The following is an 18,847-nucleotide window of genomic DNA, read 5'->3' as shown; positions in this document are numbered from 1 at the left end:
GCCTTTGCTCATAAAACACCTCTAATTAGAAGTTACAATGTAACTCATTGGGTGTCTAGCAAACTATGGGAAGTCCAATTATTATGTTTGTAGAAACAGCCATAGAAATCCATACTCGAATTCTCAGATATATAGCTTTTAATAAATCAGATAGCATTAAGAGAGTTAATAACCGCAGAGAGTATAGTAGCATTTATGAATCTATTGAGTTTGTTGCTACGGAAGAAGACGCTCAAAACTTCTGCATGATGTTTTCCGACTGTAGAACCCCCTTTAAAACCAAGTATATAAGCGCAAGCAAAGATCATCGATGAAAATGTAACTTTTACTACTATATATACAAAAAGGCGATAGAGTTGTTCTTGAATCTGTCGGATGCTTGATAATATATTTTTCTTCAAATCCAGATCGCTTAATAGTGTCAGAGTTAAGAGGTATGGAGACAGGCTAATAAGTTAATAATTATGGATATTTTTACACTGTCAGCAATTGGCACAAAGTAGCATGAATACAATTCAGCTATTTTAATAAAAAGACATATCTATAATCTACATATTTCAATTTATGATGCTACATATGTGCTACAAAAAAGATATAAAATTAGAGAATAAAATCTTAACTTATTGATTTTGTTGGTAGCCCCTGCAGGAATCGAACCTGCAACTGCCCCTTAGGAGGGGGCCGTTATATCCATTTAACTAAGAGGCCGCACCGAGCTTACAGCTTACAGCTTACAGCTTACAGCTTACAGCTTACAGCTTACAGCTTACAGCTTACAGCTTACAGCTTACAAAAATTATAACGGCATCTTGTTTTTCATATCAAGCTAAAATTAACTTAATTGCTTGATAAATATATATCTTCTTTGTTTAACACGTACAGCGGTATGAGTTTACGGCTGCTTGCTACAATATGTTTGCTGTGAACATTTATAACGCGGGTGTTTACTGCTACGCCATTTGGGCGGTAAATTAACGTACCTGCTAATACATAGTTAGCCATGCTGCTTTCGCTTAGCTTTTCTATATCGCGAGATAACACAAAGTCGCCTCTATTTGATACATCAATGTTGTCCATGGTTTTAAAATCTACCACGCCGTAGCCAAATTTTTGCAGCTGATGAATAAACGTCTCTGCTAATTGATTACCCAACTGATTACTTTTATTAAGCGATGCGTCTAAATCTACAATGGTAGTAACCGCTATGTTGATGCTGTTGTTATCGGGCGCTTCGGCTTCAAGCGTATCCACTAAATCCAGCGCCATTTGCTCTACATAGTTTGCCAGCGTTTTGTGGTGTTTAAGCGGTGTAAACTGCCTTGCTGTGTCGTACTCACTTTGCTGCTGCACAGATTGGTTGGCATACATAGGCTTTGGTTGGCTACTTTGCGTTACCACGGTGTAGTCTGAGCGTGTGTTTATGCTTTCGTTATGCTCATTATTTTGCGTTATTGAACAGCCAGTTAATGCTAACGTTGCCGTTAGCCCCGCTATAGCAGATAGTTTGTAAAACATGGTCAACCTCACTCGCTGGCTTGTTTAAGCATAATTCCGTCGGTGCGATAGCTACTGTTTAGCGCATCAACCACTGATTGAGGGATAAACCCTTGCGCACTGCCCACTACCGCTTTACTTTTAATGCCCACTATTCGTGCATTTACCAGTACGCCACCTTGGTGGCTCACAAGTGTTCCTGCTAATACGTAATTAAAGTTTTGATCTTGGTTTAGCTCTAGGTAATCGCGACTAAATACAAAGTCGCCTGCGGGTGTTACTCGCATATATTCGGTGGTTTTAAAATCGATAACCGGTACTCCAAAACTATGCAGTTCGTGCATAAAGCTTTCGGCTATTTGGTTACCTAACAGGCTTCCATCGCTGTAGTCATCATCTAAAAATACAAAGCTAGAAACGGCAAGTGGCGTTTTGTCGTTTACGTATTGCAGGTTTTCGACCATGTCTTGCATTATACCGCGCACATAATGGTTTATATTTTTGCGTTTTGCAGGGGCACTTTTGGTGTAGTTGCTTTGCTTGTTTAAATTAGACTGAAATAACGCTTCATTTGGTGCAGGTGCTTTTACCGCACGTTGCTCTGAAACAAGCTGGGCTGCATTATCATGCTCAACCTGCTCCGGCTCTGAATGTAGCGAATTTAACATTTGCGAACAGCCAAAGCCTAATGGCAAACATAGGGTAAATAATAGGTTTCTCATGGTGTGCTCCTGATTAATATTCGCTGCGGTACAAAGAGCCGTCACGCTGCTGAATTTTTTCGTTTCCCCACATTACATTTATAGGGATCTCTGTGCTGCCTGCCGACAGTACTTGCTTATTTTCAATATTAACGAGTCGTGCATTAACTATATAAGCATGCTGTTGGCGCGTTACAGTGCCGGTGATTACTAAGTCAATATTTTGGCGATTGCGTAATTTACTTAAGTCGCGGCTTAATATGCTGTCTGCGTTTTGCGCTAATATAAGGTTATTACCTAGGCGGTACTCAACGGTATGATAGCCAAGCTGGGTAAATTGCGTTAATAAGCTTTCTTGAATTTGTAAGCTCAAACCCGAGGCCTGCCCTGCTACTAGCTTAGTATCTAAAGCATCGGCATAAAAAAAGCTACTCACACCAATGCGCGCATTGGCATTTAAAGCGCCATTTACATGGTTAAGCTGCGAGGTTAGATTTGCTACATACTCGTTAACGGTATAGGGGGCCATTGCTGCTTTTGGCGCGTCAGTAGGCACACTCGGCTCTGGGGGCGGAACCAAGTTGCAAGCAGTTAAATTTAACAATACTAAAGGCAGTAAAAGGCGCATAGTTGCCGTCCTCTTTAAAACATATCGAGGATAAAGCAATTATTATGCCTAATTAACCTAAACTCTGGATAATAAACCTATCTCTAGCCAGAGATAATAAATTTAAATATCAAGATAGTTCAATATGCTAGTAAGGCTCTTAACCAGAATTCAGGTTAATTAACTTTGAGGCGTTTTGACGTAGTAGGTTACAAAACAAGTATTATTGTTTATTAATAACTTACATGCATCCTTTGCTGCTTCTTTTGTTTTAAACGCACCAAGCTTTAATCTATAAAAGGTGTGCTGGTCAATCTGTACTTGCTCGGTATTTACTTCAAGCTTATTTGACGCCGATTGAAATTGCTTTATAGCCGCTTCAAGTACCGCTTTATTTTTATATGCCCCCACTTGCACAGCAAACAGCGCATTTGTATTCACAACAGCTAAGTGGTTAGTTTGCTGTGGTTTTGGCTGCGCGTTAAGTTGTTTTAATTTATCTACTGTGCGCTGTAATTCACTTTCTAGCTTTAACAGTCTTTCTAGTTGAGGCTTGGTTTGTTGCCACTGCTGCGCTGACTCTTTGAGTACGGCTAAGTCATCTTTTTTAATGAGCACCGCCTGCTTTTGGGCCGTTGCTAATGCGTGAGCACTGTTTGCTAATGCAAAGCCTAAAAGTAATGTGGCTAAAAAATCCTTGTAGTGCAGCATAAGTATGTTGTTAATATGAGTAAGAGTGGGCGCTATTTTAACAGCCAATCAACGCTTAGCAAGTCACGCGTGCTACGGCCTATTGCGCTTTTATACCAATTAACTTAATTAAGTAATCTATTATGAGGATAGTAAAACGTATTGATAGCTAGGCAAAAAAATCGCTATTTAGTTGCTCTAAATGAGAATTTTTTAACGCAGAACGCAACACGATTAGCCCCATAAAATAATTATATATTGCTGCGTGTTGGTATCACTATTAAAGTTTAATTGGCTTATCGGTGTAGTTACTTACAATGCAGTCAAGCTTATACATTTTAAATACTTCACAGTCGGCTTTGGCATTTTTAAGGTTTTTATAAGAGCCAAGCTTTAAGCGATAAAAGGTTTTATCATTTATTTTTGCGGTTTCTACGTTAGTTAATATTTTATCTCTAAATAGTGGCGCTGCTTTGGTATTTAGTTCTTGCCAGGCCTTGGCTACATCCTGCTTAGAATCAACCGAGGCAACTTGTAATGCAAATACATGTTTAGGGGTATTAAGCTTTAGAGTTTGCTTTTGGTTATTGTTAGCGGCTTTGTAAGTTTGTTGACGACGTGGCTTATTACTGGTTGTACGCGAAGGCGTGCGAGTGTAACGGCTGCTGTAGGCAGTGCTTGCATTAGATTGTGCAATAGCTTTAGAGTTTATTATATCTATGTGATTAACTAGGTAAGTAATTTCTTTTTCAAGCTTTAAAATACGCTCTATACCGGCGCGTGCTTGTTGCCATTGCATTGCGGCATCTTTTAATTGCGCAAGCTCTAGTGCAGTTATCGATACGTAATCGGGCGTGGTGTTAGGTATTTCATTATCAATAGCAGGTTTAGCAGTAGGCGTAATAGAGCACGCCGTGCCAAACGTAAGCGTAAAAAGGCATACAAAAAAGTGTTTATAGTATTTTTTTAATTTAAGCATGTACCCGTTATCCTGAAAGCAGTGCCTGTGCACTTACATTTCAGTTAAACATTCTCACAAGAAAGCGTTTAACTTAGCAATTTAAACAATGAGCAAATTTACTCCTATACGTTAATTTACCTGCAAAGATAAAATTAACACGACCCTCCATGGGTGTGGCTTTTAATACAACTTTAATGCCAATTAACATAAACCTTTCAATATAAATTACGTTGTGTTTAAAAATAACGCAAGTCAAATTCAGAACATAATTAAGCGTAGCCCATCTTTATTACTCGCGTCGTTAAAATTGAGTAAAGCTATACTAATAGTGGCATTAATAATTTAGCACTAAAAAAGGCGCCTAAACAGGCGCCTTGGTGGGTAATTTAATAAAACCTAAATTAACGATTTAATAAATGTTTTTAAATCATCTGCAAACTCGTCGCGGCGCAGAGCAAACTCTATCGTTGCTTTTAAGTAGCCTATTTTACTACCGCAATCGTGGCTGCGGCCTTTCATGGCGTAAGCGTCTACTTTTTCTTGTTGCATGAGCATGGCAATTGCATCTGTAAGTTGAATTTCGTTGCCAGCCCCTTGCGGCGTTTTAGCAAGCAGTGGCCAGATGTTTTCGCTTAATACATAACGCCCTACTACCGATAGGTTTGAAGGTGCTTCATCTACTGGCGGTTTTTCTACCATGTTAATAATTGGCGAGCTTTCACCTTGGTGAAGCTCTACGTCACCTAAATCAACAACACCAAATTTGTCTACTTCGTCCATTGGTACTGGCTCAACCATAATTTGGCTGTGCTTAGTTTCTTCAAAACGGGCGATCATCTCTGCTAGGTTGTCTTTTTTAAGGTCGCTCTCTACGTCATCAACAATTACATCTGGCAAAATAACCACAAAGGGTTCGTTGCCAATAATTGGCGCTGCACAATTAATTGCATGGCCTAAGCCTTTGGCTTCGCCTTGGCGTACGTGAATAATGGTCACATCTTTAGGGCAAATTGCCTGTACTTCGGCAAGTAATTGCCGCTTTACGCGTTTTTCAAGCGTGGCTTCTAGTTCAAAGCTGGTATCAAAATGGTTTTCGATAGAGTTTTTACTTGAATGCGTTACAAGTACAATCTCTTTAACGCCTGCTGCTACCGCTTCATTTACTACATATTGAATAAGCGGGCGGTCTACCACTGGGAGCATCTCTTTAGGGATAGCTTTTGTGGCAGGTAACATACGCGTTCCAAGGCCTGCTACTGGGATCACTGCTTTCATCTTGTTCTCCTTAATCTTATTATACTGAAAACGGATATTGGATTGGTTCGTGGCATTGATAGCCTACTACTTCAAAATCGTCTCGTGTTACCCATGTTTCTATATCTTCTAGTGATTTTATGTTTGGGTTAATATTTAATTGCGGTGAGTCAAATGGCTCACGTGTTAGCTGTACATCGCGCATTAACGGTAACTGGTTTTCGTAAATATGCGCGTTAGCAATTTTATGATACGCCTTACCTGCTTTATGGCCTGTAATTTGCGCTACCAATGCCAGTAATACAAAGCACTGAATTTGATTAAAATTAAGGCCCAGCGGCACATCGCAACTGCGTTGATACGATGTTAAATACAGCGTGTCGCCAAGCAGCGAAAACGTATGCGTGTGCATACATGGGCGCAAGCAACCAAGCTCAAACTCACCAGGATTATAAAAGGTAATTATTTCACCTCTATCATCAATCCCGTTTTTTAAGTTATTTATTACTTTAGCAAGCTGATCGAGCGTTGAGCCATCTGAGCGCTGCCAATTACGCCCTTGCACGCCATAAACGCGGCCCATGTCGTCCTCGCCTTTGCGGTTAGGGTTATTTAGCCATGCGTTATTATCGTTTGCGTTTGCATCCCAGGTTTTACAGCCTATATCACGAAATTGCGCTGCGCTATCGTACCCTCGTAAGTAACCTAAAAGCTCTGCTATAGCGGCTTTGTAGTAACTTTTACGAGTAGTGATCATAGGAAATTTATTATTACCTACATCGTATTCTAAGTCGGCATTAATAACGGTTAAGCAACGCGTGCCTGTGCGTTTGTTTTCTACCCATACACCTTCGTCAACGATGCGCTGACATAATTTTAAATATTGTTTCATGATCTGTTCTTACTATGCCTTTGCTGCGGTTACAGGTTGCGGTTTTTTGTACGCCCAAATTAATAGCCCTAGGCCACCAATTATCATAGGTAACGAGAGTATTTGACCCATTGAGATAAAATCGGCAAATAGGCCAAGCTGCGCATCTGGTTGGCGGAAGTATTCAATACAAAATCTAAATACGCCGTACCCTAATAAAAATACACCGGCTACACTGCCTGCAGGGCGAGGCTTTTTGATAAACCATAATAAAATTAAAAACAGGACTAGCCCTTCAAAAAAGGCTTCGTATAACTGCGATGGGTGACGCGCAAGCGGCCCACCCGTTGGAAATACCATTGCCCATGGCACATCGCTTACGCGGCCCCATAATTCGCCATTTATAAAGTTACCAATACGCCCTGCTAATAAGCCTACCGGAACCAGCGGCACCACAAAATCTCCCACTGCAAATAGTGATTTTTTGCGGGTTTTGGCAAATAGTATAATAGCGGTAATAACCCCTAATGTTCCGCCGTGGAACGACATACCGCCTTGGTCAATTCTAAATAAATATAATGGATTTTCTAAAAAGTAACTAAACTGATAAAACAATACATAACCAATTCTACCGCCTAAAATAACCCCTAGCATGCCGTAAAAAAGCAAGTCGCTAACTTGCTCTTTAGTCCAACCAGAGTTTGGTTTTTCGGCTTGACGATTAGCAAACCACATCGCAAACGCAAAACCAATTAAATACATTAAACCGTACCAACGTACGCTTAGCGGTCCAACAGAAAAAATTATTGGATCGATTTGAGGAAACTCAAGTGCCATAAATAAACCTTTAGCTAAAAACCATTTTAAGTGCGATGAGCACAAGCAACACCGCGAAAATTTTCTTTATTATATTAACAGGTAAATAATGAGTTGCTTTAGCCCCTAAGGGCGCCACAAACCACGATGTTATTACAATACCAAATAATGCAGGTAAGTATACAAACCCTGCGAACCCATGGGCTAAATCGGTTACCTGCCAGCCTGCGCTTATATAACCAATAGAGCCAAATAGCGCGATAACAATGCCGCTCGCTGATGCACAGCCTATCGCTTTTTTCATATCAACTGAAAAGTAATTAAGCATAGGGGCAATAAGTGCGCCGCCACCAATACCTATTAAACCAGAAAGCGCGCCCATAAGGGCAGAAATGCTCCCTAAAATAATCCCTTTTGGTAGCGGTTTTTCTTTGAGCGATTTACTACGTGATGCCCACACCATTCTGCCTGCAATAAACACAACACTAATTGCAAATACGCTGCGTAATGCTTGTTCGGGTATTAAACTTGCGGCAAAGCCACTTATTAACGCGCCTAAGCCTACACCCGACATAACCCACGGTGCAATTTGCCAAGGCACATTATCATTTTTATGATGAGCCAAGACTGAAGAAGTAGAAGTGAATAAAATAGAGGCAAGCGATGTTGCAATAGAAATAACTAATACGTGATCAGGTGAAGTAACGTCAAACATCAGTAATAAGCTACTTAAAACAGGCACAATAATTAAACCGCCGCCTATCCCTAATAGCCCAGCTAAAAAGCCAACTACACAGCCAAGTAGCGCACAACTGGCCACGAGTAAAGCTAAGTCATACATAGTGTTCTCAAATACCTTTTCGTGCGCCTATATTAAAGGATTATAAAGTTAATAGCATCTTTAAGCGCTGCATTATTTGGCGGTATAAAACAGATCGCCTAATTGGTGTTCAATCATAAAATTGCGCGTTAAGCGCAGTACCTGTTTAGCGTTCGATTGCACTAAGCACTCTGCGAGTAATTGCTGCATATCGTTAATATTTAAGCGCCTTAAAATCCACTTTACTTTAGTTAACGACGACAGGTTCATACTTAAATGCCTATAACCCATGGCAATGAGTAAAATAGCGCCCTCTGGCTCGCCGCCTAGCTCGCCACATAAACTAAAGGGTAAACAGTGTTTATTACATTCATTCGCTACTTTATTTAATACCCTTAACACGCCGGGGTGATATGGGTTAAATAACTGAGCCACCCGCGCATTTGCTCTATCGACAGCAAGTAAGTATTGCGTTAAATCGTTACTGCCTACTGAGCAAAAATCTACTTTTTTAGCCCACTCGTCGAGCATAAATATACTTGAGGGTACTTCAAGCATAATGCCCACTTCTGGGCGCTCCAAGTTTTGCTCTGGGTGTTTTTCTGCCAGTTCAAAATAAGCTTGTTCAAATAACGCGAGCGCTTCGTCTACCTCTTCTGTACCGCTGATCATAGGCAGCATTATTTTTAAATTACCTAAACCCATATTTGCTTTTAACATAGCTTTGAGCTGATCTAAAAATAGCTCTGGGTGGTCAAGGCTTATGCGTATGCCGCGCCACCCTAAAAAGGGGTTTTCTTCGGTGATATTAAAGTAATCTAAAACTTTATCGCCACCAATATCTAGGGTTCGCATAACCACTGGCGCTGGATGGTAACTTTTTAGCACCTCCCTATACCAGTTTTCTTGCTCAGCTTGCGATGGAAATTGCCCCTTTTGCATAAACCATGCTTCGGTACGATAAAGCCCTACCCCATCGCAAATATGCGCACTACTTTGATCGGTATTAAGCTCAAGCCCTGCATTTAGCATTAAATTTATTTGCTCACCATCTAAGGTAACCGACTGCGCACTTTGCTCTGCTAAAAAGCGATTATTGAGTAGTTTATCTTGGTGCTTTAACTGAGCGTATTCATCGAGTAACACTTGCGAAGGAGAAATATATAAACGCCCTGCAAAGGCATCTAAAATCATTGGTTTAGCATCAAATTGCAATAAGGGTAAATCTTCAATCCCCCAAATAGCCGGTATTCCCATCGCTCGGGTTAATATAGAGGCATGGCTATTGGCTGAGCCATTAACACTCACTACACCGGCTAAATGCCCGTTGGGTACTTCAGCCAGCATGGCGGGCGTTAAGGTATTCGCAATTAATATGGTATTGGGTGGGTAATCTTTTACTGCGTGTTCTGTGTTTACAAGGTGGTGTAATACCCTTAAACCAATGTCTTTTACATCAACTGCGCGCTCTTTTATGTAGGGATCTTGCATGGCATTAAACTGCGAAATAAGCCGCTCAATAACAATTTTTAAGGCGCTTTTTGCACACCAGCCCTCTTGTAACTGTACCTCAACATTGTGGCCTAAACTTTTCGCATCAAGTAATTGTTGGTATACATCAAATACCGCGAGTGCTTCTCGCGGGATTGAGTCACTCAAGGTCATAGACAGGGTATTAAATTCTTTGCGGGTGGCAGCAACGGCTTGTGTAAACAAACGGCGTTGCTCGGCGCTATCGGGATCTTTTTTTAGCTCTATAGATTTAAAATCAAGCTTGGGCAGTACCACAAAGGCTTGGCCAATCCCAATACCTGGGGCACTCGAGACCCCTTTGAGCACTGAGGTTTGGTGTGATGATTCGTCTTGGCGTAAAAGCTCTTTTATTTCAGCATGCGCAAGTTGCGAGGCTAGCTGCGCTGAAAGGGTAATTAAAAACGACTCTTCGTCTTGGCTAAAAACCCGCGCCATTTTTTGTTGTACAACAATAACGCCCAATACCTTTTTTTGATGCACAACAGGCACAGACAAAAAGGCATTGTAACCTTCTTCGTTTACTTCGGGGGAGAGCTTAAAACGCGGATGAGATTTTGCAAAAGCTATATTAATGGGCTCTTCACGCTGGGCTACTAAACCTACAAGCCCTTCGGTAAAGCCAATTCTAAACTTACCTACGGCATCGGGATTTAGGCCTTCGGTTGCCATAAGTACAAAGTTATCTTGGCTGTAGTCGGCAAAATAAATAGAGCAGCACTGGGTTTTCATGGCCTCTTTAACCATTTTCACAAAGCACACTAAGGCACTGTCTAAATTCGCTTGTTGCGAAACAGACTCAGCAATAGTTCTAAGTGTTGCCAGCATTACCTGCTCCTTATTTTATAATTATGCTACTACCTTTTGTGTCGCCACTGTTCTTTATGATGTTCTCTTTTATTAAAAGGCATTGCAAACGGTGCAAACTCTTTCATCACCCGTCTGTATACATCGCGTTTAAACGATACCACTTGCCTTACTGGGTACCAATAACTCACCCAGCGCCAATCATCAAACTCGGGATGATGTGTTTTAAGCAAGTTTACATCTTCATCTTTGCAACGCAGTTTTAATAAAAACCATTTTTGTTTTTGCCCAATACACACCGGACTAGAGTCGCGGCGAATTAATCGCTTGGGTAATTTATAGCGTAACCAATGTTTTGAGCTTGCAACTATTTCTACATCTTCTGGTCGCAAACCTACTTCTTCGTGTAATTCACGGTACATGGTTTGTTCGGGTGTTTCTCCGTCATCAACACCGCCTTGGGGAAATTGCCAAGAATGTTGACCGTAACGTCTAGCCCAAAAAACCTGCCCCTGATTATTGCAAATTACAATTCCGACATTGGCACGAAAACCTTCGGCATCAATCACCTTAGTGCCTCATTTGTAAGTCGATTTTTAATGATTGTTCCACATTAGCTGCAATTCGGCAAACACTATTATCCCCAAAGTCATCACGCCCTAATCGCACGTTTACTATTTACGCTGTGCATAACGACTTAACCTTAAATGAGCACTGAGTAATTACAAGGATAAAATAACCCTTAATTGACGCAACTTTTAGCAAAAAAAGCTAAGCTATGCCTTGATTATTATGTTTAGTGCTATTTACTCACAGCTTGTGTATAACTTTTGATAAACAAGGCTGTTTTGCAAACAAGTCCACAATATCAGATCTAAAAACTCGCTTTCTCCACAGATTCTGTGGATAAACATGTTTATATAGTTGTATTTATCCCATATAGAATTTGCTAACTTAATTAAAGCTGAATGAGTTAATTGAAAATATTAAAGCTAGTCAGTCACTTACAGTTAAACTGTAACTTTTTGGGGTGAGCAAAATTACGCCAAACACAGTGCGTATAAAAAACAACCAAAAGCAAAGATATCCACCTTACGGGGGTTTTGCTATCATGGCGCTGTTAATTATTCAAGGTAAATGAGTAGCATGCGACCAACAAAACCCCATTCAATTAATGACTTAATGCAACGCGTAAACGCTATTGCTGGTTTAACATTAGGGCAATTAGCCTCTCAATACAGCTTTAAAACCCCTGACGACCTATTACGTGAAAAAGGCTGGACCGGGCAACTTATTGAATACGTGTTAGGCGCTACTGCAGGCTCAAAACCCCTCCCCGACTTTGAAGATTTAGGCATTGAATTAAAAACACTGCCTATTTCGTATAAAGGAAAACCCTTAGAAACCACTTTTGTGTCGGTTACCCCCCTTATAAACGTAACCGGCATGACGTGGCATACAAGCGCTGTGCGTAAAAAACTCAATCATGTTTTATGGCTGCCTATATTGAGTGAGCGCGATATTGCGCCTTTTGATAGAACCATAGGCAGTGGCTTTTTATGGCAGCCTACGCCTGAGCAAGATGCGTTGCTACAACGAGACTGGGAAGAACAAATGGAGTTAATAGCGCTTGGGCGAGTTGATGAAATATCGGGCCATTTAGGGGATGCTATACAAATTAGGCCTAAAGCCGCTAATAGCAAAGTAGTTACCGATGCTATTGGTCCAAATGGGCAAACAATAAAAACCTTACCGCGTGGTTTTTATTTAAAAACCAGTTTTACAGGTGAAATATTGAAGCAGCAATTTCAGCTCTGAGCTGTGCAGAAAATATTATGAGTTAAGCAAATCCTGTTTCGCACTACTTGCGCGTGTCAGCGAGCTTAACTCCTACAAGATATTTCACCTTTTTTAATAAAATAATTTGAGGTTTAAATAAAGAGTTTTCGCTTTTCTTGTACCCTCTTTTCGCACTGAGTGCGCGTCAGTAAGATTAACGCCTACAAAGCATTCTCATCTCTTTGATAAATTATCAGGCATAAAAAATCCCCGCATTAGCGAGGATTTTATTATCTAAAATTAAAAATAAGATTCTATATAAAATAGAATTACTGACCTTTAACTTCTTTAAGACCGTTGTAAGGTGCTTTAGAACCTAGCGCTTCTTCAATGCGAAGAAGTTGGTTGTACTTAGCAACACGGTCAGAACGGCTCAATGAACCTGTTTTAATTTGGCCTGCAGCAGTACCTACCGCTAAATCTGCAATAGTTGCATCTTCTGTTTCGCCAGAACGGTGTGAAATAACAACTGTAAAGCCTGCATCTTTAGCCATTTTGATTGCTGCTAACGTTTCAGTTAGTGAACCAATTTGGTTAAATTTAATTAGGATTGAGTTAGCAATACCGTTATCAATACCGCGTTTTAAAATCTTAGTGTTAGTTACGAATAAATCATCGCCTACTAATTGGATTTTATCGCCCATTAATTTAGTTTGGTGTGCAAAGCCATCCCAATCTGACTCATCTAAGCCATCTTCAATAGATACAATTGGGTATTGCTCAGTTAAATCTTTTAAGAAGTAGTTAAACTCTTCTGAAGTGAATTTTTTGCCTTCACCTTTCAGATCGTAAATGTTTGCTTCTTTGTCGTAAAACTCAGATGCAGCACAGTCCATAGCCAGTGTAATATCTTTACCTAGCTCGTAACCTGCGTTTGCTACAGCTGTTTTAATAGCTGCAAGTGCCGCTTCGTTTGATGCAAGGTTTGGTGCAAAACCACCTTCATCACCTACCGCTGTAGAGTGGCCGTCTGCTTTTAATACTTTAGCAAGGCTGTGGAACACTTCAGCGCCCATACGTAGGCCTTCGCGGAAGTTTTCAGCGCCAACAGGTTGGATCATAAATTCTTGAATATCTACAGAGTTATCTGCGTGCTCACCACCGTTGATGATGTTCATCATAGGTAACGGCATTGAGTAAACACCTGGCGTACCGTTTAAGTCTGCGATGTGCTCGTAAAGCTCAACTTTTTTAAATTGTGCAGCGGCTTTTGCAGTTGCTAGTGATACCGCTAAGATAGCATTTGCACCTAGTTTTTCTTTATTTTCGGTGCCATCTAAATCTAGCATTACTTTATCTACAGCACTTTGCTCTAATGCATTTTGGCCTTTTAGCGCATCCGCAATTTCGTTGTTAATAAAACCAACTGCGTTTAATACGCCTTTACCTAAGTAACGGGCTTTGTCACCATCACGTAGCTCTAGTGCTTCGCGAGTACCTGTTGATGCACCTGAAGGAGCGGCAGCGCGGCCCCAAGAACCATCAGCTAAATATACATCAGCTTCAACAGTAGGGTTACCACGCGAGTCCATAATTTCGCGACCAATTACTTTTACGATTTCTGACATCTTGATTCCTCTATATTCCCAAAATGGTGAGTTCAGCTAACTTTACTACGTTTTATATCTTTTAGTCAGCCCTTTAGACAAAAAAGCCGTGCAATATGCACGGCTTTTTTTAATTACGAAGACGTTTTTTGATGAGTATGAGCAGCTGCTACAAACCCTTCAAATAACGGGTGACCATCACGTGGTGTTGACGTAAATTCCGGGTGGAATTGCGCGGCAATAAACCATGGGTGATCTTTGTTTTCGATGATCTCTACTAGTTTTTTATCTTCTGATAAACCGGTAAAGCTTAAGCCTGCTTGCTCTAATTGCTCTACAAAGTTGTTGTTTACTTCGTAGCGATGACGGTGACGTTCAATAATTTCTGTATTGCCGTACACTTCGTGCACCTTAGAACCCGGCGTTAAGTGACATTTTTGTGCGCCTAAACGCATGGTGCCACCTAAATCAGATTTTTCATCACGTATCTCAATGTTACCCTCAGCATCTAACCACTCTGTAATTAAGCCCACTACTGGCGCTTTTGAGTGTATATTAAACTCAGTTGAGTTAGCGTCGGTTAAACCTGCAACATTACGTGCGTATTCAATAAGTGCTACTTGCATACCTAAACAAATGCCTAGGTAAGGTACTTTGTTTTCACGGGCATACTTAGCTGCTAAAATTTTACCTTCAACACCACGGCCGCCAAAACCACCTGGTACTAAAATAGCGTCTAGATGAGAAAGCAGTTCTACCCCTTTGCTTTCTAAGTCTTGCGAGTCAACGTATTCAATATTAATGGTTAAACGGTTTTTAAGACCTGCATGTTTTAGTGCTTCGTTAACTGACTTGTATGCATCTGGTAGTTCAATGTACTTACCAACCATACCAATCGTTACTTCGCCAGTCGGGTTAGACTCTTGATAAAGTACTTGTTCCCATTCAACTAAATCAGCTTCTGGTGCGTCAAGGTGGAAACGACGACACACAAAGTTATCTAGCTCTTGTGATTTTAATAGCGCAGGAATTTTGTAAATGCTGTCTACGTCAGGAAGCGAAATAACCGCTTTTTCTTCAACGTTTGTGAACAATGCAATTTTTGCACGTTCGTTGTTAGGCAATTTACGGTCTGAGCGACAAATAAGAATATCTGGCTGAATACCTACAGAGCGTAACTCTTTAACTGAGTGCTGTGTTGGTTTGGTTTTCACTTCGCCTGCAGGGCCTAAGAATGGCACTAGCGTTAGGTGAATAAATAGCGCGCGTTCGCGGCCAATTTCTGTACCTAACTGACGAATTGCTTCAATAAATGGTTGTGATTCAATATCACCTACTGTGCCACCAATTTCCACAATCGCAATATCATGACCTTCAGCACCGTCGTATACACGTTGCTTAATGTCATTTGTGATGTGTGGAATAACCTGAATGGTTGCACCTAAGTATTCACCACGGCGCTCACGACGTAGTACATCTTCGTACACTCGCCCTTGTGTGAAGTTGTTGCGGCTGGTCATTTTGGTGCGAATAAAACGCTCGTAGTGACCTAAATCAAGATCCGTTTCGGCGCCGTCTTCTGTAACGTATACTTCACCGTGTTGAATTGGGCTCATTGTGCCTGGGTCAACGTTTATGTAAGGATCCAGCTTTAAAATGGTAACATCTAAACCGCGGGCCTCTAAAATAGCTGCCAATGACGCTGCTGCAATACCTTTACCCAACGAAGAAACAACCCCGCCAGTAACGAAGATAAATTTTGTACTCATGCGAACCCTAGAATATCAGGAATTAAAAGGAATATAACACCCGAGAAAGAGACTCTGGGTATATCATCAAGACGGGGCGAAATTGTACCAAAACAGCGTTGAGCAATCCAGCTAAAAATAGCGTTTAGACGCACAAAAAATGTTCGTTGATTAACATTAGGTTGTACTGAGCAAATCTTATTTCGCTTTTTTAATGGCTTCCCATGCTTCTTCCATTTCGTCAAGCGTTGCGCTGTTTAAACTTTTACCTTTTGCAATTAAATAACCTTGCACTTTTTCAAAGCGCGCCGAGAACTTATCGTTGGCTTGTCTGAGTAGTTGCTCTGGGTCGCGTTTAACATGGCGAGCCACATTTACTGTGGCAAATAATAAGTCGCCTATTTCTTCTGCTGTATGTTCGGATGAAGGGTCGTGCTCAAGCGCTTCTTTTACTTCAAGTACTTCTTCACTTACTTTATCAAGTGCCCCGTGGTAGCTTGGCCAATCAAAACCAAGTGCGGCAACACGCTGCTGAATTTTTTTAGCTTTAGTTAGGCTTGGCATATTGGTAGGTATATCTTGCCAAAGTGAGGCTTTGCTTGGCTGTACTTTTGCTGCACGCTCTTGTGCTTTAATTGCTTGCCATTGCTTTGCTAATTGCTCGTCGGTTAACGCTTGCTTAGTGTTAAAAACATGAGGGTGACGGCGGGTAAGTTTACTATTTAGCTCACTAACCACGTCGTTAAAATCAAATAGCTCCTGCTCTTTAGCAAGTTGTGCGTAAAAAACTATTTGAAACAGTAAATCACCCAGCTCATTTTTAAGCTCGTTTAAATTACCCGACTCTATGCAGTCGGCCACTTCAAAGGCTTCTTCTAGCGTGTGCGGTACAATCGATTTAAAATTTTGCTTGCGATCCCACGGGCAACCGTCGGTAGGATCGCGAAGCAACGCCATAATATCGAGTAGTTGCTCAAGGGCGTTACTGTTTGCCATTTTATTGGTTTCGCTTGGCACTGTGCACACCTTCAATTTGATGCAGCTTTGACAAAACCCGGTTTGTGCCCGATAGGTCATGCACTTCTATTTGCATAGTAAATACCGCTAACTGATCGGCCCCAACAGTATTGACGTTCATGTTGATCACATTTACTTTTTCGTTAGCCAGTACAGAGCTAATATCGCGAATTAAACCTGAGCGATCGCTTGCTTCTATTTTTATACTTAGCGCATAAGAGCCATTTATTTCATCTGACCAACTAACCGATATAACACGCTCTGGGTGCAGCTCTTTTAAGTTGTTAAATGAATCGCAATCTTCGCGGTGTACCCCAATGCCACGGCCTTGTGTAATATAGCCAATTATTTTATCGCCAGGTACTGGGCGGCAACACTTAGCAACGTGGCTCATTAAGCTGCCCACACCATCCACCACAATGCCGTTTTTATCGCCAGTTACTTTACTTGGCGCTTTAAAACGAATAACGGGTTCTTCTTCAGTACGATCACTGACAAAGTTAAGCATTTGGTTTAAGCGAACATCGCCGGCACCTATGGCAACCATTAAGTCATCTAGTTCTTTAAAATTAAAGCGCTTAATAGCTGGGTCTAAATCTTTGTAGGTTAAATCTAGCTTTTGCAGTTCGTTATCAAGAATCTCTTTACCGGCGCTTAAGTTTTTATCGCGGTCGAGCTGTTTAAACCAATGATGGATTTTAGCCCTTGCACGCGACGATTTAATATAACCAAGCGATGGATTTAACCAATCGCGGCTTGGATTAGGCTGCTTTTGCGTGAGAATTTCTACCTGATCGCCCGTTGATAGCTGATGTGTAAACGGCACTATTTTGCCAAATACTTTAGCCCCTATACAGCGGTGCCCTACATTTGAGTGAATGTAGTAAGCAAAATCAAGCGGTGTAGCGCCAACAGGTAAATCGATGATATCGCCACTTGGGGTAAATATATAAACGCGGTCTTCTACAACTTGGTTTTTAAGCTCTTCGGCTAAATCGCCCCCATCAACCACTTCTTCTTGCCATTGCAGTAATTTGCGCAACCAGCTAATTTTTTGCTCATAGCCTGAGCCACGCCCAGGTAAAGCGCCTTCTTTGTACATCCAGTGCGCGGCTACGCCTAGCTCTGCATCTTGGTGCATTTCGCTGGTGCGTATTTGTATTTCAACGGTTTTCCCTTCAGGGCCAAATACCACGGTATGAATTGATTGATAGCCATTTTGCTTAGGTGTAGCAACGTAGTCGTCAAACTCTTTATTAAGGTGGCGCCAATTAGTGTGCACAATACCTAGCGCGCCGTAACAATCTTGCAGGCGCTCTACAACAATTCGCATTGCTCTAATATCAAACAGCTGCTCAAACTCGTAGTTTTTTTGCTGCATTTTTTTATAAATGCTGTAAATGTGCTTAGGGCGGCCATACACTTGCGCCTCAATACCGGCTTCGCTTAGGCGAGCTTTTACTTGCGCAACCATATCTTCCATATAGGCTTCACGGGCAAGGCGCTTGTCATCAAGTTGTTTAGCAATGCTTTTATAGGTGTCGGGGTGTAAATACCTAAATGATAAATCTTCTAGTTCCCACTTAAGCTGGCCTATACCTAACCTGTTTGCTAACGGGGCAAAAATATCGGCGGTTTCTTTAGCGGCAATAACACGCTCTTCTTCATCGCCATTTTTTACATTGCGTAAATGGCATACTTGCTCAGCAAGTTTAATCACCACAGCGCGCACATCTTCAACCATGGTAAGTAACATTTTACGAATGTTATCTACCTGCATAATGCCTTTACCTTGGTGCGATAAAGTACTAATAGCAGCCATTTGCGCAACCCCAGTTAAAAGCATGGCTACATTTTTGCCAAGTTGTGCTTCTACGGTTTCAAGGTCTACTAAGTCATTTAAGTAGTAATGCGTGAGATACGCGGTTGCGAGAGATTCTGCATCTAAATTTAGCTCGGCTAAAATCTCGACCATTTCTATGGCCGTGTTTTGCCGTGCTTGGTTGTCACATGTAACACACAATGCTTGCGCTTTGTTTAGTAGCGTTATTTTCTCTTGCGATAACGCTAACTGTTTTAGGCTAGTAGCAAAGTCACCTGTGTCGTCCTGCTGATGTGATTGACGTGTAGCGACCATAAAACGCT

16 protein-coding genes and 1 tRNA gene are annotated in these 18,847 nt (G+C 41.2%); 1 reads left to right on the top strand and 16 read right to left on the bottom strand.

Translation table 11 applies throughout. The features are described 5' to 3' along the window. Window positions 1–633 precede the first annotated feature (633 nt). From MTF68_RS10080 to rppH, 12 genes are all read right to left on the bottom strand, one after another. A tRNA-Arg gene (locus MTF68_RS10080) sits at window positions 634–708 on the bottom strand. A 129-nt stretch (window positions 709–837) separates the two neighbouring features. Continuing rightward, a complete protein-coding gene (locus MTF68_RS10075) occupies window positions 838–1,515 on the bottom strand; it encodes a FlgO family outer membrane protein (protein ID WP_121637832.1) in 678 nt (225 codons plus the stop codon). Between the two features lie 8 nt (window positions 1,516–1,523). Then, window positions 1,524–2,216: a FlgO family outer membrane protein gene (locus MTF68_RS10070; protein ID WP_248462374.1), complete on the bottom strand. Its 693-nt coding sequence runs from the start codon at window positions 2,214–2,216 to the stop codon at window positions 1,524–1,526. 13 nt (window positions 2,217–2,229) lie between these two features. Continuing rightward, window positions 2,230–2,823, bottom strand: coding sequence for a FlgO family outer membrane protein (locus MTF68_RS10065; RefSeq protein WP_004586247.1), 594 nt, complete (start codon window positions 2,821–2,823; stop codon window positions 2,230–2,232). Window positions 2,824–2,982: 159 nt separating this feature from the next. Next, the gene (locus MTF68_RS10060) at window positions 2,983–3,513 is read right to left on the bottom strand and encodes an SPOR domain-containing protein (protein ID WP_248462373.1); all 531 of its coding nucleotides are present in this window, start codon (window positions 3,511–3,513) and stop codon (window positions 2,983–2,985) included. Window positions 3,514–3,772: 259 nt separating this feature from the next. Further along, complete coding sequence (locus MTF68_RS10055) at window positions 3,773–4,471, bottom strand: SPOR domain-containing protein (protein WP_248452063.1); 699 nt, start codon at window positions 4,469–4,471, stop codon at window positions 3,773–3,775. A gap of 378 nt (window positions 4,472–4,849) precedes the next feature. Then, window positions 4,850–5,728: a UTP--glucose-1-phosphate uridylyltransferase GalU gene (gene galU / locus MTF68_RS10050; protein ID WP_004586244.1), complete on the bottom strand. Its 879-nt coding sequence runs from the start codon at window positions 5,726–5,728 to the stop codon at window positions 4,850–4,852. A gap of 19 nt (window positions 5,729–5,747) precedes the next feature. Beyond that, the gene (locus tag MTF68_RS10045) at window positions 5,748–6,599 is read right to left on the bottom strand and encodes a thymidylate synthase (RefSeq protein ID WP_248462372.1); all 852 of its coding nucleotides are present in this window, start codon (window positions 6,597–6,599) and stop codon (window positions 5,748–5,750) included. A 12-nt stretch (window positions 6,600–6,611) separates the two neighbouring features. After that, on the bottom strand, window positions 6,612–7,415 hold the full coding sequence (lgt, locus tag MTF68_RS10040) for a prolipoprotein diacylglyceryl transferase (protein WP_004586242.1): 804 nt from the start codon (window positions 7,413–7,415) through the stop codon (window positions 6,612–6,614). A 10-nt stretch (window positions 7,416–7,425) separates the two neighbouring features. Further along, window positions 7,426–8,235: a sulfite exporter TauE/SafE family protein gene (locus tag MTF68_RS10035; protein ID WP_024033072.1), complete on the bottom strand. Its 810-nt coding sequence runs from the start codon at window positions 8,233–8,235 to the stop codon at window positions 7,426–7,428. A gap of 72 nt (window positions 8,236–8,307) precedes the next feature. Continuing rightward, window positions 8,308–10,572 (bottom strand): phosphoenolpyruvate--protein phosphotransferase, encoded by a 2,265-nt coding sequence (gene ptsP, locus MTF68_RS10030; protein WP_248462371.1) that lies wholly within the window; start codon window positions 10,570–10,572, stop codon window positions 8,308–8,310. Between the two features lie 29 nt (window positions 10,573–10,601). Continuing rightward, window positions 10,602–11,120 carry an RNA pyrophosphohydrolase gene (gene rppH, locus MTF68_RS10025; RefSeq protein WP_004586239.1) on the bottom strand — a complete coding sequence of 173 codons (519 nt, stop codon included), beginning with the start codon at window positions 11,118–11,120 and terminating at the stop codon, window positions 10,602–10,604. A 577-nt stretch (window positions 11,121–11,697) separates the two neighbouring features. Between rppH and mutH the strand changes: the two genes are divergently transcribed. Continuing rightward, window positions 11,698–12,369, top strand: a complete 672-nt coding sequence (gene mutH / locus MTF68_RS10020) for a DNA mismatch repair endonuclease MutH (protein ID WP_248462370.1) — start codon at window positions 11,698–11,700, stop codon at window positions 12,367–12,369. 290 nt (window positions 12,370–12,659) lie between these two features. Here the strand turns inward: mutH and eno are convergent, their stop codons facing one another. The 4 genes from eno to relA form a co-directional block, all read right to left on the bottom strand. After that, a complete protein-coding gene (gene eno / locus MTF68_RS10015) occupies window positions 12,660–13,958 on the bottom strand; it encodes a phosphopyruvate hydratase (protein WP_029771921.1) in 1,299 nt (432 codons plus the stop codon). Between the two features lie 113 nt (window positions 13,959–14,071). Further along, window positions 14,072–15,706, bottom strand: coding sequence for a CTP synthase (locus MTF68_RS10010; RefSeq protein WP_004586236.1), 1,635 nt, complete (start codon window positions 15,704–15,706; stop codon window positions 14,072–14,074). Between the two features lie 177 nt (window positions 15,707–15,883). Continuing rightward, on the bottom strand, window positions 15,884–16,681 hold the full coding sequence (gene mazG, locus MTF68_RS10005; protein WP_248462385.1) for a nucleoside triphosphate pyrophosphohydrolase: 798 nt from the start codon (window positions 16,679–16,681) through the stop codon (window positions 15,884–15,886). A gap of 1 nt (window position 16,682) precedes the next feature. Further along, window positions 16,683–18,839 (bottom strand): GTP diphosphokinase, encoded by a 2,157-nt coding sequence (gene relA, locus MTF68_RS10000; RefSeq protein WP_248462369.1) that lies wholly within the window; start codon window positions 18,837–18,839, stop codon window positions 16,683–16,685. Window positions 18,840–18,847 lie beyond the last annotated feature (8 nt).

This window comes from Pseudoalteromonas sp. 2CM37A (assembly GCF_023161885.1).
Taxonomy (GTDB): Bacteria; Pseudomonadota; Gammaproteobacteria; order Enterobacterales; family Alteromonadaceae; genus Pseudoalteromonas; species Pseudoalteromonas atlantica.
Note: the sequence above shows the minus strand (reverse complement) of the source record. Positions and strands in the feature narration are given on the sequence as shown.